Below are 14,861 nucleotides of genomic sequence, written 5' to 3' on the forward strand. Positions count from 1 at the left end.
GGATTCACCTTCCGTGGCAGGCGAACGCCGCCCAGACGGTGACCTCGGTCAGGTCGCACTCCTCGAGGTCGCCGAGCATCGCCTCCGGCATTTCCGGGAGCTCGGCCCGGCCGGCGTCGAGCATCCAGAGCTGTGCCGAACGCAGCGCGTGGGCGGGATCTTGCGCTTCGCGGGCGAGGAAGTGGTGGAAGGCGAACATCGCGGCGGCGGTGGCCTGGTCGTCGACGGGCCACCGGGACCCGACCACGGTCACCGCACCCGCCGCGACGAACGCCGTGGCCAAGGTCAGCGCTTCGTCGTAGTCCTGTTCGGTCAGGTCGCTGAGGCAGGTCGACAGGACGACGAGCGGACCCGGGGTGTCGGCGGCGCGGCCCGCCGCGTGCTCGAGCACGGCCTTGATGGTCAGCTGCCGGGTGAGCTCGAGGTACGACGCCTCGACCGCGCCCGCGTTGCGCGCGTGGCACGCCAGGTGCAGCATCGACGCGCCGAGGGAACGGTCACCCGGCAGGTTCGCGAGCACCTCTTCCGGCGTTCCGATCCCGGTGGCCGGTGCATCGCCGCCTTCGGGCGGGGTGAAAGCGGACAGATCACCGAAGATCTTGGCGTCGGGGTAGAAGGCGTCGCGCAGGGAGATCACTTCGTCGGCCGCGAACGTCAGGTCGCCGAGGGGCTCGGTCACCAGGACCGGTTCCAGGTGGAGGGGCAGCGCGGCCCGGGACGCCGTGTCCAAGAACTGGCGCGCCGACGCGGCGCTCGAGAGCACGAACTCCTCGATGGCGGGCCGGCCGTCGAGGAGGCGGGCCGCGGGCCACGGCACGACGCCGAGGACACCGCTCGGCACCAGCACGACCCGCGCCGGGCGCCGCTGCGTGCAGAGTGCGGCCCGCAGCGGTTCGAAGACCGCCTCGCCGGCCCAAGTGCACACGTCGGCGATGGCCGCGGCCCTGGCGTCCTTGTCCTTCGCGCCGACGACGCGGGAGAAGCGTTCAGGCGGACCACCGGGCTGGATTCGCAGGGCCGGCGCGGGCACCGCGGTGGGTACGCCGTCCTGGTCGACGACCAGCAGGCAGCCGTCGCGGTCGCCGGCTCCGGGCAGGAGGTACACGAGAGCGTCCGCGCCCACGGCGGTGAGCGCGTCGGCGATTTCGGCGGGCGCGGGCGGCGTGAAGAGCCGGCCGCCTTCGGTTGTGCCGCGCAGCACGGCCAGCACCTTGTGCCGCAGATCGGTGGCGGCTCGCGCGTGGTCGGGCTCGCCCGCGCCGGCCGGGTCGCCCGTCGCCGCCCACGGCGCGGGTTCGTCCCGCCGCGCCGCGGAGTCGGCTTCCCACGCCGCGGCCAGGTCGGACCGGCCGATCCGGCGCAGCAGGCCGGAGACGGCGAGCGCGGAGGTGGCAGCGTGCAGGGCCAGTCCCCGGCCCAGTTCGACGGCTTGCACGGCGCCCGCGATCTCGCCGTCGTCGAGGCACCAGGCCGCCAGGGCGGCGGCTTCGGCCGTGGCTCCCCGGGCGGTCACGACGGCGTGCCCGACACCGGTCTGCAGCAGCACCGTGCCGGCGTGCACCGCGAGCGCTTCGAACGCCGTGCGCCGGGCCGGTTCGAGGTCGCCGCGCTTGCGGTAGGCGTGGGCGAGCTCCCGGAGGACGTCGGCCATCGCCACGCCCGCCCGGTGCCGCTCGAGGGTCTGCCGGGCGCCCTCGAGGTGGTCGACCGCGCGGTCCGCGGCGACCTCCGGGTCGACTCCCGCGTCGTGGGCGGCGAGGTACGCCTTCGCCAGCAGCGCCTGCTGTCCCGCCTGCTGGACGGAGGCGGCCGCGGCGGCCGCGACCTGCTGTTCCATCCGGTTGATGCCGTTCACCATCGCCGCGGCGTCGGCGGTCATCAGGCCGTCGAGGACCTCGACCGTGTCCGACATGGTCGCGATCACGCCTTCGGGGATGCCGGGGAACCTGCCGCCGGTCAAGAGGCCGCGCAGACCGCCCAGCCCGGCCCGGATGTCGCCTCCGTCCGACGTCGCCAGCCGCAGCTTCGCGAGGGTCAGCACGAGCTCGGCGTTCGGGCGCATGACGTGCTGGGCGGGAAGCCGGTCCAGGCTGTCCCCCAGGGTGGCCGCGGCGGCACGCACGCTGCCGTCGTCCTTCGCTCCCAAGGCCTGGATGACGCGGCTGACCGCGGCGAGGCACGACAGAAAAGCGGCCGAGCCGTCGTCGTCGTCGGCCGCGACCGCGCTGGTCGCGCGATCCAGCAGGTGCCGCGCGGCTTCGGCGTCCTCGACCAGGCCCTCCCGCAGATGACGGTCGGACAGCAGCGCGGCCAGCTGCCCCACGGCCGCCGGCCGGAGATCGTGGCCGGCGGGCAGCACTTCGAGCGCTTCGACGAGGTCCTCGAACGCCTGCTCGGGATGGTCCTCGCCGTCGGCGTGGCCGCGTAGCAACCCGACCATCGAGCGGAGGAACAGCTCGGGCCCCGCGACGGTGGATCCGCTGTCGCGAGCTTGGGCCAGCACCTGCGCGGCGACCTGCTCGGCCCGCGCCAGGCTGTCCTCGGTGGCGTCGGCCGCGGCTGACGCGACGAGCGCTCCCGCCAGGGTTCGCACCGTTTCGCCGTAGAACGGGTGGTCTTCGGGCATGCCGGCCGCGGCCTGCTCCATCAGCTGCGTGACGCGCGCCAGCCCCTCGGGGCCGTGCTGGTCACTGCGTTTGACGAGCGCCTGCGCGAGGTCACGCCGGAGTATCGGGGTGAGGAGGTGGTCTTCGCTCAGGCCGGTGAGGGCTTCTTCGAGCTCGGCGATCCGGCCGGGTGCGGGCGTCGGCCGCAGCCACGCCTCCGTGGCCCGGAGCAGATCGAGCCCGGGCATGGCCGGGGTGGCCTGACCGACGGCCTGGGCCAGCACCTCCGCCGCGTCGGGCTCGTCCGCTCCGGAGCCGAGCAGGGGCGCGAGGGTGCGGAAGACTTCGAGGCTGGCTCGCAGGTCGGGGGGCAGGGACTCGAGATCGTGGACGTCGGCGATGGCGGTCAGGACGTCGGCGATCCCGGTCTCGACCGCGTCGGGATCGGCGTCGCGCCGCCACTTCTCGGTCTCGCGCAGCAGGTCCATGTCCGGCTTCCAGCTCCGGCCACGCAGCGCGTGGGCCACGGTGCCCCGGCCGATCCGGAGGGCCACCCGGGCCACCGAGGCCTGCTGCCGCTGCTCCGCGGTGGCGTCCGCGTCCGCGAGCACCGAGCTCAGGATCTCGTCCGCACGCGAGCAGTCCGTCTCCACGCCCTGGTGCTCGATGTAGCGGGAGCTGAGCCCCGCGGCCAGCTTCATGCGCACGGACCGGGTTTCGGGATCATCCGCGGCGGAGCCGGTCAGCACCTCTTCGAGCTCGGCGATGCGTCTGTCCAGGTCTTCAGGCATCGTGGTCCCCTCGCATCAACTTCACCGTTCCGGTCACGGTCAGGCTGAGCCGGACGGAGTCCTCCTGGCTCAGGACGTGCTTCTTGCCCGGGGGCAGCGCTTCGCCGTTCACGTGGGTCAGGTTGGTCGCGTAGTGGTCGCTGACCCAGGCCCGCCCGTCCTCGTCCAAGCCGAACACCGCGTGCCGGCGCGAGACGCTGTCATCGCTTTCGAACAGCTTCGCGTGGGCCGAGAACTCGGGGTCCCGTCCCACCATCGCTTCCGTGCCCGCCGCGATGGCGACGGTGCCGGTCTTGAAGACGACCCGCAGTTCGCGCACGGCTCGCAGCCGGGTGGTCCGCGGTGCGGGAGCGGCCGGCGCCTCGGAGACGGCCCCGTCGGCCGTCACCGGGCTGCGGTCCATCGGGCACAGCCCGTTCTCCGGCACGGCGTCGGCGGAGAACCGGTGCCCGTTTTCGCAGAGGTACGTCGGCTCACTCATCGACGACGAGCTCCAGCGCGGGCGGAGTGCTCCGCTGGTCGAAACCGGACACGGTCACCCGGGTGCCGCGGGGCAGCGGCTCGTCGAACAACGCGCGGGCGAGCGGGTTCACGAGCCGCGCTTCCACCTGGTTGCCGATCCCGCGGCCACCGAAGGTCAGGTCGGTCGTGCAGTCCTTCTTGAGCGCGCCCGTGACCCACTCCGCGAGTTCGACGGACACGCCGTGCTCCGCGGCGACCAGGTTCCGCACGTTCGCGACCTGGCCGAAGAAGATCATTTCGGCCGCGGCCTGGCCGATGAAGTCGAAGACGACGATGTTGTCCCCGATCCGGTTGAGCAGCTCCGGGCGCTTGATCTCGTAGCGGAAGTGGTCGGAGATCGCTTCGCGCACGGCGACATCGACCTTGTCGAACGCGAGGCCGGGTTCGATCAGGTTGCGCAGCACGCCGGTCTTCGGGTCCTTCTTCTGCACGCCGAGGTTGGACGTGAAGATCAGGATCGACTCCGAGAAGTAAGCCGTGTCGCCGCGGCCGTCGGTCAGGCGGCCGTCCTCGAGGATCTGGAGGAACTTGTCCAGCACCAAGGGGTGCGCTTTCTCGATCTCGTCGAAGAGCACGACCCGGAACGGCTGGCGGCGCATGGCGTTCGTCAGCTGGCCGCCCGCGTCGTGGCCGACGTAGCCGGGCGGTGAGCCGATCAGCCGGTCGGCCGCGTGCGACTCCGAGAACTCGCTCATGTCCAGCCGGAGGAGTGCGCTCTCGTCGCCGTAGACGAGCTGCGCGATGCCCTTGGCGAGCTCGGTCTTGCCGACCCCGGTCGGTCCGGCGAAGAACAGCACGCCGCGCGGTCGCGTGCCGGGCTTGCCGGTGTGCGCGCCGGAGAGACCCATCGCCGCCCGCTTGAGGACGTCCAGCGCCTTGGCCACGGCCTGTGGCTGGCCCTTCACCCGCGCTCCCAGGTCGCCGGCGCGTTGCTGTAGCCGCGCCCGCAGGTGCGACTGGCGCCACGGGTTCTCGATCACGCCGAGCCGGTAGGTGGCGACGCTCTCGGCCAGCCGGTCGAACGGGACGCGGCTTTCCTGGGCGAGCTGCGCGACCCCGGCCATCGCGTCGAGCGTCATCCCGTGGGACTCGACGGCGAAGGCGTCCACCACCTTCTGTTTCGCTTCCGCGGCAACGGACTCGGCGCCCTCGTAGTCCTCGATCAGCAAGGCGGCCGCGCGCTGTCGGTCCCCGAGGTCCGGCGGCGGCACCGCGATGCTGCGGACGTGCGCGTTGCCCACGGTGAGCCAGTTCGGCAGGTCGCCTTCGTTGTCGACGAGCCAGATCACCGGGTTGTAGGGAGCGGCGCCGCCGCGGCGCAAGGCGTTGACCCCGAGCTTGGCGCAGAACAGGAAGAAGTCACGCTCTTTCGCCCCGAGGTCGCTGTTGCGGAGGCTGAGGCGGGACGCGTGGGCGAGGACGAACGCGCACCGCTCGCCGGCGCCCACGACCGCGCTGATGTCCTGCTGCAGCTCGGTCAGGTCGGGGGTGCGGCCGAGGCCGTTGAGGAGCCGGCCGGCCGCGAGCTTGGCCTTGTCGGCCCCGGGCCCGGCCGCCGGCCGGACACCGAGCCCGTCGATCTGGTCGTAGGTGAACAGGCAGGTGAAGCCGTTCTCGCGCAGGACTTCCCACAGCAGCGCGGGCAGCGACGTGAGCCGGCCGCCGTCGGCGGTCACGAACTGGTCGTGCACGTTGCCGTGGAACACGAACTGGGAGTGCACGGACAGGGTCGTGGCGAACTCGCGCAGCCAGCCGGGGCTTCCGGCGGCGGAGGGAGCGAGCTCGGGTCCGGTCGCCGGGGCGTGCTCGGTCATGGTCATCGCGGGAGGGGCCTTTCTGCGAACTTCGGCGTCTGGCGCCGGGCGTATTCGTCGTCACCGATGTCGCGGACCGGCAGGTCGGGAAGCCCTTCCACGTAAAGCTTCCCGCACCGGACGCCGGCTTCCTCCAGCCGTTGCCTGGCTTCCGAAGCGTCCTTCGCCCACTGCGTCAGGCGCAGGTCCGCGCGGCCGGCCGATCCCGTGGTCCGGAAGTCGGCGGTGAACTCTCCGGCGTGGATGTCGACGTCGGCGTGGTGGTCGCCGCCCCAGTTCTCGTGCGTCACCCGCATACCGGTGCCGTGCTGTTCATCGACGGCGTAGCCCATGAGCTTCAGCTGCAGGGCGAACTCGGTTCGGATGGCCCGGTCTTCCGCGGCGCGCACGGCTACGGCCTGGAGCTCTTCCGCGGCCAGCCGCAGCCCGGGATCCAGCTCCCGCCGTTCGGCGAGCACCTCCTCGAGCGCGGCGAGCACCTTTCGCTGGTGAGCCGACAGTCCGTCCGGGGTACCGGCCAGCGGGGCGAGGGCCGCGAGCCACTTCGCGGCGTCCTCGGCGTCCGCGACCCGGCGTTCCTGGCGCACCCTGGCTTCGTGGGCCTGCAGGTAGAGCTCGTCGAGGAAAGCTTTGCCCGCGCTGACGCCATCCTGGGCGAGCACTTCGGCCGCCAGCTCGCTCAACGAGGCCATGTCGTCACCACCGATCCTGCCGATCGCGCCGGCCAGGATGTCGTCGACCACCGGGCGCAGGTCGACCGGGAACCGGCCGCCCGGTCCGGGGCGGGGTCCGCCGGAGCCGGGGCCGCCCGACGGGGGACGGTTGCCCGGACCGGATGCCGGCCGGGAGACGACCACGCGTTGGACACGCTGGTAGACGACCCGGGCCCGGTCGCTCACCGGCCGGCCGAGGGAGGCTCGGATCCGAGCGTCCGAGAGCTCCTGCTCGGTCTTGAGCAGCTGGGCGTCCACGGTGGTGCACCAGGAGGCGATCTCCTCCGTCGTCTGTCCGTTGTAGACGAACGACGGGGGTGGGCTCACCGGGGTCGACGCCGAAGTGGACAGTCCGCGCAGCCGGGCGATCCGGTTGTTCCGGATCAGCACTTCGGCGAAGGCGCGGTCCCAGGCGATCGTCTCCGCCCGGTTCTTGTTCGCTTCGGCCAGTTTGCCTTCTTCCGCCTCGGCGACCCGGCCGAGTCCGCGCAAGGCCGCCCGGGTCAGGAACACCGCACCGGCCGCGGCCGCGGCTCCGGCCACGAACGGCGCCGCCGAAGCGGCCGCGCTGCCCAGGGAGTGGAGTGCCGGGGCGAGCGAAATGCTCGGGGTCGGCGCGAACGCCGGCGTCAGGTTCATGGCCAACGCCTTGCCAGTGCTCATGACGGCTGCCTTTCCGGTGTGGCCGCAGGGCCGGTGCTGCTGTTGCGCAGCTCTTCGTGGTCGTCCTGCCAACGCCGGTACCTGCGGCGCGCCGAACGGAGATGGAGTACGAGAAGCGCCGAAGTGACGAGGTAGGGCGCGGTGAGCAGGATCGCCAGTGTCGCGGCGGCCGCGGCCGCCACGCCGACGAGCAGGAGGGCCGACCGGACGAGGCCGGCGTCCTTGCCGCCGACGCGGTTCACGGCCCGCAGGAAGATCATGATCAGGGAGTACTCGCGGTGGTAGGGAGCGCCGATCAGCGCGGCCAGCCAAACCTCGCACGCCGTCTGCGCGGCCAGCCCGACCGCGACGAAACCCCAGGCGGTGCTGATCGCGTCGGCGGAAGCGAGCGAGATGGATCTCGGCAGGTTGTCGGCACCCACGAGCAGGCCCGCCATCGCCACGACGACGATGGCCATCGAGGCCGCCGCCCAGCCCATCGCGGCCGGGCGCTCGATCTCCCGCCACCGCTCCCGGCGGCGCCAGGCGAGGGTGCGGATCGACTCGTCCGCCATCAGCGACCGGCGGTGGGCGAGTTCGTCGTCGACGCCCTGCCGGACGTCCGGCGCGAGGAGGTGGAGTATCAGCAGCCCGACGAGCTCCTCGGGCACGGGCTTGGCGGATCGGCCACGCCGCCGCTCCGGCAGCACCGTGGCGGCCAAGTGCTCGAACATCGGCAGTGGCGCGCCCAGCTGAGCCGAGATGTACTCGCGCAGCCGCGAAAGATCACCGGACAGCTTCGCCTGGAACGTCCGGTCGACGGCGACCCGCAAGAAGGGCGCCCGCCACTCTTCCTCGGAAATCCGGGTCAAGGGTGCGGTGTAGGGATTGTCGCTGCGGAGCACCGATATGACGGCCCGGCAGCGGGCCACCAGTTTCCGCCACAGGTCGTCGACGTTCTTCAGCTCCCGGGCCCCCGCCGCGCCGTCCAGCTCCCTGAACAGGCGCCACCGCCAGAAGTCCTCCGCGAAATCGGCGAACTTCGGATCCTTCCACCGTGCCGCCTGCCGCATCCCGGTCGGCTCGGCCGGCAGGTCGCGGTACCGGGGGACCAGAGAAGGATCCGCGTGCCGGAGCAGGACGAGCAGCAGTGCGTCGGGGGAGCCGGGGTCCGCGCCGCTGCCGATCCGGTCGACGTGCTCGATCACCCGGGCGGCGGAGAACCCCGGGCGGCCGTCGAACTGGCTCAGCCAGTCCGCGAGCTCGGCCCAGCGGGGCTCTTCGGTACCGAAGAGCGCCGCGGCCGCTTCGCTCCAGTGCTTCTGGAGACACTCCATCAGCGCGTGGACGTGCCAGAACTCTTCTCCCGCGAACCTGAAGGGGCGCACGGAAAGGGCCGGCTCCGGCGGCGGCGCCGAAGTGGGTTCCTGCGCGATCCGCGATCGGACCTGGTCGGCACCCCAACGGTGGTAGTGATCACGTGTCGTGAGCCCGCGGAACAGCGGCGCGACGCGTGCGGCCAAGCCGGCCGGTTCGGGGACGTTCCAGGTCGCCAGCTGCCGCCGGATGTTGGGTTCGGACAGGTCCCCGAAGGGGTGGCGGCCGGTGGACAACTCGGCCGTGATCATGCCGAGCGACCACCAGTCCGTCTCGGCCGAAACGGAAGCGGACAGCAGTTCCGGTGCCGTGTAGGGGGTCAGGGGTCGCGAAACCTCCCAGGTGACCCCCTTGTCGAGTGGCTGCGCGAGTCCGAAGTCGACAACGGTCACCTCCCAGCCCGTGCCGCTTTCGCGAGGGGAAACCAGGACGTTCTCGGGTCGGAGGTCGAGGTGGGCCAACGACACCCGGCCGAGCGCTTCCAGCGCGCCCGCCAGCTGGCCGACGACGTCCGCGACCGCGTCGTCGGTCAACCCTCCCGGGTGGTCGGCCAGCACGTCGCGCAGGGTCGTCCGGCGCGCGCTCTCCGGCGCGCCGGAGCCGCCCACCCGGGCGCCGCGGTCGTCCATGATCTCGAACGTCCGCCCGGCGACCTGGCCCGAGGTGTGCAGGCGCACCACGTTCGGCGCTTTGTCCGTGATGCCCCGCCATGCTTTGTGGACACCGTCGACCGGCCCACGGCCGGGCTTGTACAGCTTGAGGATCCGGTCCGGCGCCTTGCTCTTCCGTCCGTGCCCGACGAGCGCGACCCGCTCGACTTCGCCGGCGCCTTCGACGTCGATCCAGTGGCGGAGTTCGCAGTCCTTCGGCAACTCCACCGGGTCGGCCGGCGCACGCCCTTCCGGTTCGCTCTCGGGACGGGTCGTCGGGCGCAGGGCGGCGGGCCTGCCCGCGTCCCTGACGGTCGGCGTCAATGCCGTCATGAATTGCCCGCCGTTCCGTTGTAGCCAGTTCGTCGGCATCGAGGTTTACCCGAAGTCGCGCGCCGCTCGCAAGCTACTACACGGTTTTATTCTGATCTGTCGAAAAGCGTAACAGAGTTCGCCGCCGAGACGAACTGAAGCCCGTACAGCATGCACAGCAGGGATTTCCAGGAGGATGCACCGGTTCGTGGAATCCCCGCCGTGAGCGCGGTGTGGCACCTACAATGCGGAGGCACATATGCGGAACCCGATGCGGGAGAACGCGTCCTCGTGCTGTCGCGGACCACTGTCCGAGTAAATTCGTGATCATTTCAGGGGTTGTCGAAGAACATGATTAAACGCTCTCGAACAGAGGGCTGGCCTGGTGGTTCTCCGCGCAATGCAGTGGTCCGCTTGCGGCATCGCGTCGAGGCTCGGTGGCAGGCCGCCCGGGACAGCCGATCCGGCGCCTTGCTGACGCTGGAACAGTCCGGCGGGATCACGGTCGCGTCGACGAGGTACGTGTGGAGCCTGCACGCCGAAGCCGACCGCGCGTCGAACGAAGCCCTCGTGCGGCTGCACACCGACAACGAGCCACTCATCGTCGAGATCCGGAACCGGGCGTGGGCGGTCATCCGCGCGGAAGAGCTGGGCGCCACGAAGTCGGTGCACCACCGCCGGCTCGGGCACAGCCTCGCCGAATGGGAGACCGTGGCCAGCTGCGCCGCGCACGACGTCGGCGCGGTGGTGTCGGGCCTGAACCGGATCATCGACCGCTACTGGGCTCGGCTGGCCACCGCCCACCGGGCCTTGCGGTCCGACGGGCCGGCGGCGTCCACGTCGCCGCTGCAGCCTCGCCGGATCGTGCGTGACGACCGGTGGTCCCGGCCGCTCGACCTGCTCCCGCACCGGTGCAGCCCCAACCCCGCCGTGCCGGCGGCCGTCATCGACCGCGCCGTCGAAATCGTCGTCTTCGGAGCGACCGCGTGAAACCCGCGGCCCTCCGTCGAAAGGAGACCAGATGACCACCGAACACAGACGCCGTCGCGGGCGGTACGCGGGTGTTCTGCTCGCCGCGTGCCTCTCGTCGACCCTGTCGGCTTGCGGCAGCGACGGAATCTTCACTGACGACGCGCCGACCCGGGCCTGCGGGGTCGTCGTCGACGCGTCGGGGTCGGGTGCCGACTTCCACGCGGACGAGCGGATCAAGACGAAGCTCGAGTCCTTCTTGGAGCAGCAGAGCTGCGGTCAGCTGACGTTCGTCGCCCTGAACAGCCTCAGCGACACGTCGACCTGCAACGAGGAGCGCTTGGACCTCGATCCGAAGGTCGGTGACCCGCAGGCGGTGCGCGCGGCCCAGCGGCAGGAAGCGGTCACCCGGGCACTGCGGCTGCTGGACTGCGCCCGGAAGGAGTCCCACGACTCGAACGTGCTCGGCGCGCTGCGCAAGGCCGCCTCGACCCGTCCGAGCGGAACGGGACCGTACGCGGTCCTGGTCATCAGCGACATGGTCCAGGCCGACCGGCGCGTGAACATGCTGACCGCGAACATCAGCACGCCGGAGGCGCGCGCGGCGATCATCGACCAGCTGGGTGATCTGACGCCGCACCTGACCGACACCGTCCTCTACCCGACCGACCTCAGCGCGAACCTTGCCGACCCCAAGCACGGCCTGAACGTCCGCGAGTTCTGGACGGAGCTGTTCGCCACCGACGCGTCCGGCCGGCCGAAGATCGAGATGAACTATGGCTGAGAACCGGAAACGAGCAGGCGCCGCCGAGTCCGAGCTGGTCCGCCGCGGACGGGCTGACGGCACCCGCGCCGCGCGGGCCGGCCAGTACGACGAGTGGTCGTTCGAGCAGGAGCAGTCGATCCCGTACGCGCAGCTGCTCGACGCACAGGAGCAGTGCGACGTCACCGAGGAGGCGATCAACCACGAGACACGGTTGATGGCTCTCCGGACCGCGCAGGCGGCCCAGACCCGGCAACGGCGGATCGCGCGGGAGGCGGCCGAAGCCGAGATCGGTCAGGCGCGGGGACGGCTCGCGCGGAACCAGGACCACCGCGAGACGAGCCGGGCCCAGCTCGACCTGCTGACCGGCGTCCACGACCCGATCCCGGAGGACGGGGTGGACCCCGGTCCGACCGTGCCGGGGCGGTGGATCGGGCCGGCGGACGGACAGCTGAGCCCGGTGGTGCCACCCCTGCTGAAGTACGTCCTGATGGTCCTGCTCGCCGTCGTCGAGGTTCCCATCTACTTCTCGACGTTCCGCGCGTTCGACCCCCGGAACTTCGCCCTGGTCTGGTGTTTCACCATTCCGGTTGCGCTGTGCATGGTGCTGGCGCCGCACCTGTCCGGGCTGTGGCTGCGAAAACGGCTGGCCAAGCCGTCGATCGGGATCGTCCCGACGGTGGCTTCGGGCGTCTTGATGACGGCGTGGTTCGGTGCCGCGGTGCTCCTCGCCAAGCTGCGCAGCACGACGCTGGTGCAGCCGCTGTTCCTGAACGGGCACCGCATCGAGAGCCCGGTGAGCAACCTCGGGCCGACGACCCTGCTGGCGACGTTCGGTCTCGTCATCGTCGTGTCCGGTCTCCTCTCGTTCCTGCTCGGCATCGCCGACAACCACCCCGCGGTCAGTGCGTTCGCCCGCGCCGACCGGGGGCTCCGGCAGGCGGAGGAGGCGAACCTGAAGGCCGTCAGGACCCACGCGTCCGTGCTGATCGAAGACGCCGAAGAGCCCGAAGTGTCTCCGGAGGAGAGCCTGACCTTGGAACACGAGAAGCGACTCGAGGTGCTCCAAGCCGACTACGCCGCGGCCTGGGCCGCCTACCGGGACGCCTGGTCCCTCGCCGCCGGGAACCCGTCGAGGACGCAGGCCGCCGGTTCGGCCGCTCCGCACACCGGGGTGCGGGTGTGACGCCGGCGACCGTGGTCCGGCTGGAGCGGCTCCACTACCCCGTCACGGCCCTCGGCCCCGGGCGGCGGCTGGGTCTGTGGGTGCAGGGGTGCTCGCTGGCCTGCCCGGGCTGTATGTCCCAGCACACGTGGGACCCGTCCGGTGGCCGCGAGACGACCGTCGCGGCTGTGGGAGACGCCTGGCGGGAGGCCCTCGACGACGGTGCGGACGGCGTGACGATCTCCGGCGGCGAACCCCTGCAGCAGGCCGGGATCGTGAGCCTGCTCGCGGCGCTGGCCGAAGCTCGGGACCGGGCCCGCCCGGAGGCGGACATCCTGCTCTACACCGGATACACGACTCGTGAGGCCGAGCTCCGGGAGCCCGCGGCGCTGGCCTTCGCCGACGCGGTGATCACCGGGCGGTACGCGCGGGCCCGGCCGACCCGGCTGATCTGGCGGGGCTCGGCCAACCAGCGGCTGGTCCCGCTGACGGCGCTGGGCCGGCGCCGGTACGAGCCCTACCTCGATGCCCAGCCCGCACAACCCCCGATCCAGGTCGGCCAGGACGGCGACGACGTCTGGTTGATCGGCGTCCCCCGTTCCGGCGATCTGGCGAAGCTCGGGCACGCCGTGCGGGACTCGGGCATCGGGTTCACCGAAACGACCTGGTCCAGAGAGGAACACACCCGTGGTTGAAATCCCCGTCGAGGCGCTGCCCGACGAAGTCCTCGCCCAAGTCGACCTCGTCGCGAAGGGCGCGGGTGACCGCAGCGAGCTGGGCGGAGAGAGGCGCTTCGGCGGCGTGGTGCTGCGGAAGCCGCTGCTCTACCCCGCCCGTCCCGACGACCTGCCGGCGCCGGCCCGAAGGCGTGCCGACCAGGGAACGACCCAGCTCCTGGGGTTTCTCGCCGCGGTCGAGCTGGAGCCGCTGCGGCGGGGACGGACCTACGGCGCGGTCGAGCTGGAAGTCACGCTGCCGGAGTCCTGCCGGATCGTCGCGTTCCCGGGTGGTGAGCCGGACGTCGTGGGTCTGCACGGGAACGTCTTCGGCCGGACCGTCAAGACCATGGACGGGTCGGGCCTGGTGGTGCACGTCATCGTGGAAGCGCCGCGTGAGCTGCTCGAACTCGCCGGCCAGGTGCGGTGCAGTGCCCAGATCTGCCGGTCGGTGGGCAAGCTCGTGCACATCGTCCAGACGGAGACGGAGAAGTCCGCGCCGTTCGCCGAGCGCGTCGCGAGCGGCCGCGCCGTGCGATTGGTGGTCGCCGCCGACGTCCACGCGTACAGCGGGCGGGATGCCGGAGGCACGGAACGCGCCCAGGACCGGCTCGCGACGGTGCTGGACCGGGCCAGCCGCGCCACGGGTTCGGAGCTCGAGGACCGGCAGGAGGGCGGCGACTCGTTCATGGTCGTCTTCCCGCCCGGTATCGACGAACGAGCCGTCCTGGTCGCCTTCTACTCCGAGCTGGCGTCCGGCCTTCGCGAGGCCAACGTCGATCTCAGCGCCGACGCCGCGATGCGCCTGCGCGTCGGGGCGGACCGGGGCCTGACCCTGCGCGGAGCCAGTGGGTGGGTGGGCCACGGGCCCATCACGGCGGCCCGGCTGCGCGATTGCCGTCAGGCTCGAGATGTGCTCCGGGGCGACGCCGGCGTTCCCTTCGTCTTCGCCGTTTCCGACTGCCTGTACCGGGACGTCTTCAGCGAGCGAGGTCTGGTGCCCACGCCCGCTTCGTTCACCTCGGCGGAGGTGGACATGCCCGAGAAGGGATTCACCGCGAAGGCGTGGATCCACGCCGGTGCCGCGAGCTGATCAGAAACCGGCGAGCTCGTCGAGCCGCCGCTCGTCGAGGATCCGGATCCACCGGTAGCCGGTCTCGGCGATCTCTTCTTCCCGCATCGACGTGAGAACGCGCTGGATGGTCGCTTCGGTCGCGCCGGCCAAGGCGGCGAGCTCCGGCTGGGCCAGCGCGATCTCGATGAGGACCCCGCGCTCGTTCCGGGTTCCGTGCGCCGCCGCGAGCTCCCGCAGCACGCGCGCCGCCCGGACGGGCGCGGGGAAGGTCGCGAACTCCACCCGACGGCGGGTGGCGGACCGCAGCTTCGCGGCCATGGCCCGGGAAGCGGCCCGGTTGGCGTCCGGGTGGGTCCGGAGGATCGCGTGGTAGTCGCGTTCTCCGAGCCGGAGGCACTCTCCGCGAGCGGCGGCCCGGACGCTCGCACTGCGCGGCTCGCCGTCCGCGATCCCCAGTTCCCCCACGAGGTCGCCGCCGACGCGGATGGCGAGCAGGGCCTCGCGTCCGGTTTCGGTGAGGCCGACGACCTTGTAGAGGCCGGACAGCAGGATGACCGCGGAATCGGAACGCGCGCCTTCGTGGATCACGGTCTCCCCCGCGGAGCACTGCCGGCGCGTGCCCCGGCGCAGGATGGCGGCGCGAGTCCCGGGAGTGAGCTGGCCGAAGAAGCCGGTGGACGGCCACGCGTGTCCGGCGGACTCCGCGTTCGGGTTCGTTGCCATCGGTGCGACCCCGTCCTGGGTGC

The 14,861-nt window shown here is 71.8% G+C and carries 11 protein-coding genes; 5 read left to right on the forward strand and 6 right to left on the reverse strand.

What is annotated here, in order from left to right; all coding sequences use genetic code 11:
* Window positions 1-4: 4 nt before the first annotated feature.
* From AA23TX_RS00140 to AA23TX_RS00160, 5 genes are read right to left on the reverse strand one after another with little or no spacing between them, the layout of a single operon-like run.
* Window positions 5-3,397 (reverse strand): CHAT domain-containing protein, encoded by a 3,393-nt coding sequence (locus AA23TX_RS00140; protein ID WP_155540574.1) that lies wholly within the window; start codon window positions 3,395-3,397, stop codon window positions 5-7.
* Window positions 3,390-3,878 (reverse strand): FHA domain-containing protein, encoded by a 489-nt coding sequence (locus AA23TX_RS00145; protein ID WP_155540575.1) that lies wholly within the window; start codon window positions 3,876-3,878, stop codon window positions 3,390-3,392. Before AA23TX_RS00145 ends, AA23TX_RS00140 begins: the two co-directional genes overlap by 8 nt.
* Window positions 3,871-5,739 (reverse strand): AAA family ATPase, encoded by a 1,869-nt coding sequence (locus tag AA23TX_RS50680; RefSeq protein ID WP_196425124.1) that lies wholly within the window; start codon window positions 5,737-5,739, stop codon window positions 3,871-3,873. Before AA23TX_RS50680 ends, AA23TX_RS00145 begins: the two co-directional genes overlap by 8 nt.
* Window positions 5,736-7,109 (reverse strand): hypothetical protein, encoded by a 1,374-nt coding sequence (locus tag AA23TX_RS00155; RefSeq protein WP_155540576.1) that lies wholly within the window; start codon window positions 7,107-7,109, stop codon window positions 5,736-5,738. The genes AA23TX_RS50680 and AA23TX_RS00155 overlap by 4 nt, the downstream gene beginning before the upstream one ends.
* The gene (locus tag AA23TX_RS00160) at window positions 7,106-9,448 is read right to left on the reverse strand and encodes a protein kinase domain-containing protein (protein ID WP_196425125.1); all 2,343 of its coding nucleotides are present in this window, start codon (window positions 9,446-9,448) and stop codon (window positions 7,106-7,108) included. Before AA23TX_RS00160 ends, AA23TX_RS00155 begins: the two co-directional genes overlap by 4 nt.
* 393 nt (window positions 9,449-9,841) lie before the next feature.
* Here AA23TX_RS00160 and AA23TX_RS00165 point away from each other — a divergent pair, with 393 nt between their 5' ends.
* From AA23TX_RS00165 to AA23TX_RS00185, 5 genes are read left to right on the forward strand one after another with little or no spacing between them, the layout of a single operon-like run.
* Window positions 9,842-10,417: a hypothetical protein gene (locus AA23TX_RS00165; RefSeq protein WP_155540578.1), complete on the forward strand. Its 576-nt coding sequence runs from the start codon at window positions 9,842-9,844 to the stop codon at window positions 10,415-10,417.
* Between the two features lie 31 nt (window positions 10,418-10,448).
* The gene (locus AA23TX_RS00170; protein WP_155540579.1) at window positions 10,449-11,180 is read left to right on the forward strand and encodes a hypothetical protein; all 732 of its coding nucleotides are present in this window, start codon (window positions 10,449-10,451) and stop codon (window positions 11,178-11,180) included.
* A complete protein-coding gene (locus tag AA23TX_RS00175; RefSeq protein WP_155540580.1) occupies window positions 11,173-12,345 on the forward strand; it encodes a hypothetical protein in 1,173 nt (390 codons plus the stop codon). Before AA23TX_RS00170 ends, AA23TX_RS00175 begins: the two co-directional genes overlap by 8 nt.
* Window positions 12,342-13,019 carry a 4Fe-4S single cluster domain-containing protein gene (locus AA23TX_RS00180; protein WP_155540581.1) on the forward strand — a complete coding sequence of 226 codons (678 nt, stop codon included), beginning with the start codon at window positions 12,342-12,344 and terminating at the stop codon, window positions 13,017-13,019. The genes AA23TX_RS00175 and AA23TX_RS00180 overlap by 4 nt, the downstream gene beginning before the upstream one ends.
* The gene (locus tag AA23TX_RS00185) at window positions 13,012-14,133 is read left to right on the forward strand and encodes a hypothetical protein (RefSeq protein ID WP_155540582.1); all 1,122 of its coding nucleotides are present in this window, start codon (window positions 13,012-13,014) and stop codon (window positions 14,131-14,133) included. The genes AA23TX_RS00180 and AA23TX_RS00185 overlap by 8 nt, the downstream gene beginning before the upstream one ends.
* On the opposite strand, the gene AA23TX_RS00190 is transcribed toward AA23TX_RS00185, so the two are convergent.
* Window positions 14,134-14,838, reverse strand: coding sequence for a Crp/Fnr family transcriptional regulator (locus AA23TX_RS00190; protein ID WP_155540583.1), 705 nt, complete (start codon window positions 14,836-14,838; stop codon window positions 14,134-14,136). It abuts the gene before it with no gap.
* Window positions 14,839-14,861 lie beyond the last annotated feature (23 nt).

Source organism: Amycolatopsis camponoti, assembly GCF_902497555.1.
GTDB lineage: Bacteria > Actinomycetota > Actinomycetes > Mycobacteriales > Pseudonocardiaceae > Amycolatopsis > Amycolatopsis camponoti.